The 8,216-nt window shown below is 65.4% G+C and carries 6 protein-coding genes; 2 read left to right on the forward strand and 4 right to left on the reverse strand.

Annotation, left to right across the window (positions count from 1 at the left end):
• Positions 1-240 precede the first annotated feature (240 nt).
• From ON22_RS28765 to ON22_RS28785, 4 genes are all read right to left on the reverse strand, one after another.
• A complete protein-coding gene (locus ON22_RS28765) occupies positions 241-1,224 on the reverse strand; it encodes a phosphotriesterase family protein (RefSeq protein ID WP_033247668.1) in 984 nt (327 codons plus the stop codon).
• A gap of 224 nt (positions 1,225-1,448) precedes the next feature.
• A complete protein-coding gene (locus ON22_RS28770; RefSeq protein WP_051158225.1) occupies positions 1,449-2,741 on the reverse strand; it encodes a PucR family transcriptional regulator in 1,293 nt (430 codons plus the stop codon).
• A 400-nt stretch (positions 2,742-3,141) separates the two neighbouring features.
• A complete protein-coding gene (locus tag ON22_RS28775) occupies positions 3,142-4,524 on the reverse strand; it encodes an IS1380 family transposase (protein ID WP_033247669.1) in 1,383 nt (460 codons plus the stop codon).
• A 421-nt stretch (positions 4,525-4,945) separates the two neighbouring features.
• Positions 4,946-5,479 (reverse strand): NUDIX domain-containing protein, encoded by a 534-nt coding sequence (locus tag ON22_RS28785; RefSeq protein WP_033247681.1) that lies wholly within the window; start codon positions 5,477-5,479, stop codon positions 4,946-4,948.
• 278 nt (positions 5,480-5,757) lie between these two features.
• Between ON22_RS28785 and ON22_RS28790 the strand changes: the two genes are divergently transcribed.
• Entirely contained in the window at positions 5,758-6,228 is a 471-nt protein-coding gene (locus tag ON22_RS28790; protein ID WP_033247671.1) for a hypothetical protein, read from the forward strand.
• 59 nt (positions 6,229-6,287) lie between these two features.
• Positions 6,288-8,120, forward strand: coding sequence for an arginine--tRNA ligase (gene argS / locus ON22_RS28795; protein WP_081595919.1), 1,833 nt, complete (start codon positions 6,288-6,290; stop codon positions 8,118-8,120).
• Positions 8,121-8,216: the final 96 nt, after the last annotated feature.

An 8,216-nucleotide genomic window follows, 5' to 3' on the forward strand; every position in this document is an offset into this window, starting at 1 on the left:
GGGGTGGTCGAACGGCGGCCGTCCCGATCCCTCTGATCAAAATTTTCTGGTCTGCATATAGTTCCGGCTCCGAACGGCGCGCCGAGGAAGCTTAACAACGACGGCCGCCGCGCGTGTGGCAAGAACCGAACCTCACCATCGATCCGGGGGCCAGACGCTGTTGTGCGCCGAATTCCGCTCAGCGCGATCCGAAGTACCGGTCTCGGTGAACCGGTCGTCGCCGTGCTCGTCGCGCGGGGCTCACCGGCCCTCGAAAAACGCCCGCGGCACCTCCACGAGCATCATGTTGAGTTGCCGTTGCTCGATACCCTGGTCTAGCACATAGGGGAAAACGTCGTCGAACAGGTGGGTGTAGTGCCACTGTGGCAGGACTGCCTCCCGCATGGCGGGTTCCATCCAGTCGATGTAGCAGCTGGCGTCCTGCGAGAGTACCATCCGTTCGGCGTACCCGCGGCGCACCATCTCGATCAACGTATCGGCCCGCGCCTCGAAGGTGGTATCGAGATTGATTCCGAACCGGTCCATGCCCAGGACGAAACCAGCGTCCGCGAGTGCGGTCAGGTAGTCGCGGTCGGTGGTATCACCGCTGTGCCCGAGGACGATCCGTCCCGGATCGACCCCTTCCTCTTTACACATCACTCGCTCGACGTCCATGCCGGACCCGGAATCGGGATGTGTGTGCACGGTGATCGGTACGCCCGTTTCGTGGTGGGCCCGGGCGACTGCGCGCATCACCCGCTCCACGCCCGGTGTGAGCCCCTGCGCATCGATGGCGCATTTCAGCATGCCTGCCTTGACTCCGGTATCGCCGATACCGTCGCGGATATCGCCGACGAACATATCGACGAGCGGGTCGGGAACCTGCGTGCCCACCAGCGGATCCAGTGCCGGGCCCCGGTACCGGAAGTAGAACGGTACGTCGTCGTAGGTGTAGAGCCCGGTTGCGACCACCAGGCGCAGCGGAATCCGTGCGGCGATCTGCGCGATCCGGGGTATGTAGCGGCCGAGGCCCGTCACCGTCGGATCCACGATGGTGCGTACCCCCGCCTCATAGGCGGCGGTCAACCGGCGCACGGCGTCGTCCACCCGCGTGTCTTCCGAACCCCATTCGGCCGAATAGTTCTGTTGAACATCAGAACTGAGAACGAAGACGTGTTCGTGCATGAGGGTGACACCGAGGTCGGCGGTATCGACCGTACCGCGGACGGTTTGGATCGAGGACACGGAGTACTCCTGAGGTGGGCGGGATGCGCGGACCTTCCCGCGACAGGTTTTGCGCCGCGGCGGCACCGGTGCCGAGTTGGGCGGCGGTTCCGGGCGACCCCGTGGCGGGTGCGCCGGACAACGGAACCCTACGGCGCATCCGATCGGGCAGACCATATTCCGGCAGCATGAAAGGTTGCTCTGCCTTTGTGCGCGATGCACGAGTGCGGACCCGTGGCCGCCCCTTATGGAAGGAAGGCCGGCTTCGTCGAGATTTCGGCCGGGTTCAGGACCGCGGGGCCGAGCAGGTGTGTGGCCTGTAGCGCCAGTCTCAGGTGCAGGTCCGCGTCGTGCCCGTCATCCGGTGAACCGATCAGGTTCAGGGCCTGCCGGACGCGGTACTGCACGGTGTTGCGATGGATCGTGAGCTCCTGCGCGGTCGTTGCGTAGCTGTTGTTGCGGGCGAGGAAAACGCGCAGAGTCTCGCGCAGCCACTGATTGCGCTCGTTGTCCGTTGCGAGGGCGCCGAGCTGGTCGGTGACGAATTCGCGTAGCGTCCCGAGATCGCCGGCCAGCAATGCTGTGGCGGCCACATCGGTGTACGAGATCACCCGGTCGCGGCCGGGATCGCCGAGCAGGGCGATCTGCCGGGCCCTCCCGGCTTGACCGGCCGTCAGCCGGAATCCGGTGACCCCGGTGGCGCAGCGACCGAACGCCACCCGTACCGGCAGTCCGCGCGCAGCCAGCGCGCGGTCGATCGCGCGGGCATCGACGATGGTGTCGCGGGGGACCGAGAACCACAATCGGGCCTCGTGCTCGTCCACCGGGATCAGGAGGGTGGGACTGACCTGCCCGAACAGACCTGTCAGTGCCGTGCGGAGTTGATCGAGCAGTTCCGCCGCCGTGGTGGAGCCGATGTGCGGGTCGGTCCACGCGGTGGCCGCGAGATGGTGGCCCGTGAGGGGATACTGCAGGGCCTTTTCCGCGTCTCCGATATCGATGGCGGAGCCGTCGAGGAGCCGGGTCACCCAGCGCTGCCGCAATCCGCCCCGGCTGCCGACCCAGCGCTCGTGTTCCTGTTCATGGGCAATTCCGACCTGCTCGCTGACCTGGTCGATATAGGTCGAAGTGCGGTGGACGATGCGCATGATCACTGCGGGAGTGTCCGTGCTGCCCAGTTCGACTGCGTACCGCATGGCGACGTCGAGAAATCCGGCTTGTCCGATCCGGTACGCGCGGATCAGGGCGGAGGCAGGGATATCGTTGCGGGCCAGCGCGCGGGCGTAGGTGAGCGCCTGTTCCGGGGCGCGGACCTCCTGCTCGTCTCCTCCGCTCCGCAGAAATTCCAGGGCCGCGGTGAGGTTTTCGTTGGTCCCGGCCTCCATGAGTTCGCGTAGCCGGGCATCTGTGCCCAGCGTCGGAACTCGGGTCCGGATTTCCGCCGACAGGTGCCGGATGAACTCCTCGCGTTGCCCGAGTATCGCCTGTGCGACCTGCTCTATGACGCTGTCGACATCGCGTCCGCCACACTCTTTCACGGATTCATGATCCCGCTCGAGGGCCGGATGAGCATTGTTACGACAAATTCGGGGTTGTCGTGGGGCAGAGGTTGTCAAGCGCCCGAGCCGAGGCTTCTGCTGCCGTTCCTGCCGCCGAACAATGCCATACAGCAGCGACAAGTTCGATTTGCCGGGGCGGGTGCGCAATCATATGGGTGTGACCTCGACGACTCCATCCGGGCCAGGCACTCATGAGGGTAATCGGATCAAAGTCTAACCTCAATTTTTCGTGACCTGGGCCGGTGGGCCCGGGTGGCGGTTGGGGTGGTTGTTTCGCTGTTCGGGCAGCGGTAGCTGCCCGAACAGCGGGGTGGGCTGCCGGGTTCCACGGGCCTGGATGGTGTGTCTTTCTGATTCGCGGGGACGGTTCCGGGGTCGGTCAGGGGGCTGCGAGGCGGGTGAAAGCCGTGAGTGCGAGACTGGTCCACGGGTGGTGAGCTGATAGGCGAAGGCGGATCCGTCGGGCGTGGCGTGCGATCCGGGCAGCGATCGAGAACAGGCGTAGCCGTAGGGTTTTCGGTTCCCAGCGGGGTGACCGGTGGCCGTGCAGGGCCAGTGTTTGCATCCAGGCGGTCAGGTCGAGTGCGAGCGCGACGATCGCTATCCAGATGCGGTTGGCGGCGAAGCTGTGGAACGGGAGGTTGCGGGCGCCGGTGTCTTTCGCGGTGCGGATGCGGTCTTCGCAGCGTGCGCGGCGGCGGTGCCGCAACTCCAGCTCCGGGAGGTGCCCGCCACCGGTGTTGGTGACGAAGGCGGTCAACCGGAGCCCGTCGTGGTCGGTGAACCGTAACTGGGCACCGGGATGCGGTCGTTCCTTACGCACGACCAGCCGCATCCCTGGTGGCCAGCCCGCCAGATCGACCCGGTCGGTGATCTCGGTGACCCACGCACCGGGCCGGGTCTGCCCGTCGGCGTCCAGAGCGGGGAGCCAGTCGCTGTCGCCGAGGCTGTCGAGGGCGGCGACGATCGGTTCGGTGAGACCGAAACCCGTCGAGTACTGCAGGCCGCCGCGGTGGCAGTAGTCGAGGAATTCGTGGGTGCCGCCACCGGAATCGGTGCGGACCAGCACTTTCCGGCCCACCCGCCAAGTCCGGGCGCCCGGCAGTTGCGCCAGGGCATCGGCCAGGAGCTGCTTGTGGTCGTGGGCGGTGTTCGCCCCGGCATTCCCGGGACGCAACAAGACCGCGGCGGGTTCTCCGGTGCCGGTCTCTCCGTGGTCGATGAACGCCCACAGTGGGTGGAACCCGTATCCTCGTTTGAACGTCGGCGCTGCTCGTTGTTTCTCCGAATGCGCATCGATCAGGGTGGCATCGAGATCGATGATCAACGGTGAACCCGCGTCGATGCCGTGGTCAGGGGCCGCTGCGCCCGCGGATTTCCACGCCCGGGCTCGCGCCCGCGCGCGAGCAGTCCCGATCGCTGCCAATGCTTTCCGCTCCTGGGCGGCCAGTGCTGTGATCAGCCGTGACACCGTCGGGTCCGAGGCCACCGCGCCGAACACATCCGGTTCGGCGCGCAGCACCGCCAGATCCGAGGCACAGTCCCCGCCCAGGGCGAGCATCACCGCCAGATCGGCCACCACCTTGCCCGGATCATGCACCGCTCCCGGCCGGCGCCATCGCGCCAGCCCCTCCGACAAACCTCTGGCCAGACCGGTTTTCTCCACCGTCCGCAACAACAACCCCGCCCCGGCCTGCGACACGACCGGCGACCCACCGGCCTCGATTTTCACCGACGGATACCACGACATACACTGCCTCACCGAAAGGGTGCTCCCACAACCTCGAACTTCGATCCTCAACACATCGAATTATCGCAGGTCAGAGCACCCTTTCGCCAATTCCGGCACTACGTGCCGGAATTGGCACGGGGGATTGAGGCTAAAGCCGGCCAGTGCTTCCGGGACCTGGGTGAGAACGATCGTGCCGCCGTGCTGGCACGGCGATCTCTCGATATGAGTGACGGGTACCAGCGGGGAAAGGTGTTCAACCTGTGCCTGCTCCCGTCGAGCCTCATACCCGAGGATCCGCACGAAGCTGTTCGGATTGGTACCCAGGCGCTCGAACTGTCCGGAACTGTGGAGTCCCGCCGAACCCGCGCCTACCTCCGAGACGTGTGGGCACGACTCGCTTCCTACCGCGATATTCCGGTGGTCGAGGAGTTCCGTGATCGAGGGGCGAATGTCAGATCAGTGTGAGTGCCCGATACACGCCGACTACGGTCGCTGCGCCGACGATTTCTCCGCGAGAGATCATCTCTACCGCCTCGTCGAGTGGTATCCATCCGATCGTCTCGGCCTCGTTGATGTCCGGCAGGGTCTCGGTGAGCTCCGCCCCGCGGGCCAAGTAGATCTCCTGGGGATGGTCCAAGGTTCCGACCGCAGGCTGATAGGTCACGAGGTGTTCCATGGTGAGCGGACGCCAGCCGGTCTCCTCTTCGACCTCACGGGCCGCCGCGGCGGCAACGTCTTCGGCGTGATCGACATACCCTCCCGGCAGCTCCCATCCCCACTGGTCGATGATCCACCGGTGCCGGTACATCAGCAGAACCTCGCGGTTGGCGTTGAGCACCAGTGCCATTGCACACCGAGGCATACGGGCGACGTATTGGGTGAACTCCACTCCGTCCGGGAGACGGATGTCTGCTGTCGACAGCCGAATGTGCCGGTTTTCGTCGACCAGCCGTTCACCGAGGATCGTCCACTGGGTATCGCTCACCTTCTCGACGGTAGCGGAACCGGTCCGGAAGCGTATGTGCACCGATACCGTCACAATAATCGCAGGTCGCGCCTGGTTCGTCAGGCCAATTGCCGGGTTGAGAGTCAGGTCTGCCAGGTTGGGCATGATGCGTTGGACTTCGTTGCAATGACCCGGTGGGAGCGGGTTCGGGTCAAGGTCGGCAAGCTTTACAAACGAATAGTTCGGGCGAAAGTAAATGTCGCGGTTGCTGAGCTGCGCGACTGGATACGCCCGCTGGTGAATGCACAGGAGCGAAAATGCGGGTCGCAGTGACCGGGCACATGAACATCACCGAGGAAACCGCGGTGCTGGTGCGTGAAGAGATCGCTCGTCGCCTTGCCGAGGTTCCCGATTTGGTGGGCGTGAGCTGTATCGCGCGGGGAACCGATTCGGTGTTCGCGCAAGCGGTGCTCGAGGCCGGTGGTCGGCTCGAGGTGGTCGTGCCCTCTCGGAATTACCGCGAAGCCAAGGTGAAGCCTGATCACGCACCGGTGTTCGATGAGCTGGTGGCGCGTGCGGCCGAGGTTCGGGTGATGGATTTCGAGGAGGCCGGTCGGGACGCGTATGAGGCGGCGAACAAGGTGCTGCTCGGATCGGCTGATCGGCTGGTTGCGGTGTGGGATGGGGAGGGTGGTGAGGCCGGCGGCACTGGCAGCGTGGTGAAGTGGGCGCGGGAGCGGGGGATCGCTGTGGACGTGGTGTGGCCTGCAGGTGCCGCCCGCGCTTGACGCGGTACCAGACCCCCGGTTGCCGCGTTTCGGCCCACGGCTTGAGCTCCAGTGAAGTCATGCTTGCCCGGGGCCCTGAGATACTCGGTGCCTACCGTCGTTCAGGAAAGGAATTCCAGGTGAGTCCTGCCGGTGTTGTGCCGTTGCTCGGATCTGTCGCTGCCGCTGTGTCGGAGGCGATCGGCCGAGTCCGACCCGATCTGGCAGGAGCCGACCCCATCGTGCGACGATCCGATCGCGCCGACTTCCAATCGAACGCCGCCCTGCCCCTGGCCAAGAAATCCGGAGCGAAACCCGCTGAACTGGCAGAGTCGCTGGTGTGGGATCTCGATGCCGCGGGCCTCGAGGTCGTCGAGTCTGTGACTCTGTCGGGTCCGGGATTCCTCAACATCGTCGTCACCGATGCCGCGATCTGGTCGCAGGTCTCTGCCCGGCTGGCCGATGACCGTCTGGGTGTCGCCGCCGACGCGGCCGGGCAGCGGGTGGTGATCGACTATTCGGGCCCGAACGTGGCCAAGGAGATGCATGTCGGGCATCTGCGCACCACGATCATCGGTGACAGCCTCGCCCGCGTCCTCGACTTCCTCGGTGCGGATGTGATCCGCGCGAACCATCTGGGCGACTGGGGAACCCAGTTCGGCATGCTCATCCAATACATAGACGAGCACCCTGAAACCCCTTGGCATCAGGATGAACTCACCGACCGACAGGCCAGCGCAGTATCGGCCTTGGACATGCTCTACAAGGCCGCGCGAACTCGATTCGACGCCGATCAGGAGTTCGCCGACCGGGCCCGGCGACGCGTAGTCGCTCTGCAAACCGGCGACGAGTCCACAGTGGCCCGGTGGAAGGAGATCGTCGCCGAATCGGAGAAGGCGTTCGCCGCGATCTACGACCGCCTGGGGGTGCTGCTCACCTCCGGCGACTATGTCGGGGAGTCCTTCTACAACCCGATGCTGGCCGACACAGTCACCGAGCTTCTCGACAAGACCGTCGCTATAGACAGTGACGGTGCGATCGTGGTGGCCTCGCAGGACGTCACCGGCCCCGACGACACCCCCGCGGTGCTGATGGTCCGCAAGAGCGACGGCGGTTACGGCTACGACAGCACCGATCTGGCCACCATCCGCTACCGCATCACCAGCTTGCACGCAGACCGGCTGCTGTATGTCACGGATTCCCGTCAGGCCTTGCACTTTCAGCTCGTTTTCGAAGCCGCCCGCCGCGCCGGCTGGCTCACCGACGCGGTCACCGTCGACCATGTCGCCTACGGCACCGTCCTCGGTCCCGACGGCAAACCCTTCAAAACCCGCGCAGGTGGCACCGTCCGCCTGATGGACCTGCTCGACGACGCCGTCACCGCCGCCCGCACCGTGGTCACCGAGAAGAACCCCGACCTGCCCGCCGCCGAACTCGACGCCATCGCCGAACAGGCCGGGATCGGCGCGGTGAAATACGCCGACCTGTCCACCAGCCGGATCAAGGACTACACCTTCGATCCCGCCCGCATGACCGCGTTCACCGGCAACACCGGCGTCTACCTGCAATACGCCCACGCGCGAATCTGCTCGATTCTGCGCAAAGCCGAAGACCTCGACGGTATTTCGGTGGACCCGAGCATCACCCTCGGGCCCGCTGAACGGGAACTCGGTCTCACCCTGGATGGGTACGGAACGGTCATCGACGAGGTAGCCACCACGCTCGAACCCCATCGTCTGGCCGGCTACCTCTACGAACTCGCCCGCGCATTCACCGCCTTCTACGACACCTGCCCGGTCCTCACCGCCCCCGAACCCGTCCGCGGCAACCGTCTCGCCCTGTCCCAGCTGACCGCCCGAACTCTCGGCCACGGCCTCGGACTACTGGGAATCGCCGCGCCGGAGCGGCTCTGACCAGGAGCAAGCGGGAAAGGCATGTCGGCCGACGGTTGTGAAGCTGCGTTGACCATCTTGTCGAGGTCCCCTTATCAGGCTGTGCTTGCGCGCGAG

This window comes from Nocardia carnea NBRC 14403 (genome assembly GCF_000308515.1).
GTDB lineage: Bacteria > Actinomycetota > Actinomycetes > Mycobacteriales > Mycobacteriaceae > Nocardia > Nocardia carnea.

Coding starts and splice junctions, on each gene's coding strand:
- ON22_RS28790 (WP_033247671.1), top strand. CDS start 5,758: ATGCGGGTCGCAGTGACCGGGCACATGAACATCACCGAGGAAACCGCG.
- argS (WP_081595919.1), top strand. CDS start 6,288: ATGCTTGCCCGGGGCCCTGAGATACTCGGTGCCTACCGTCGTTCAGGA.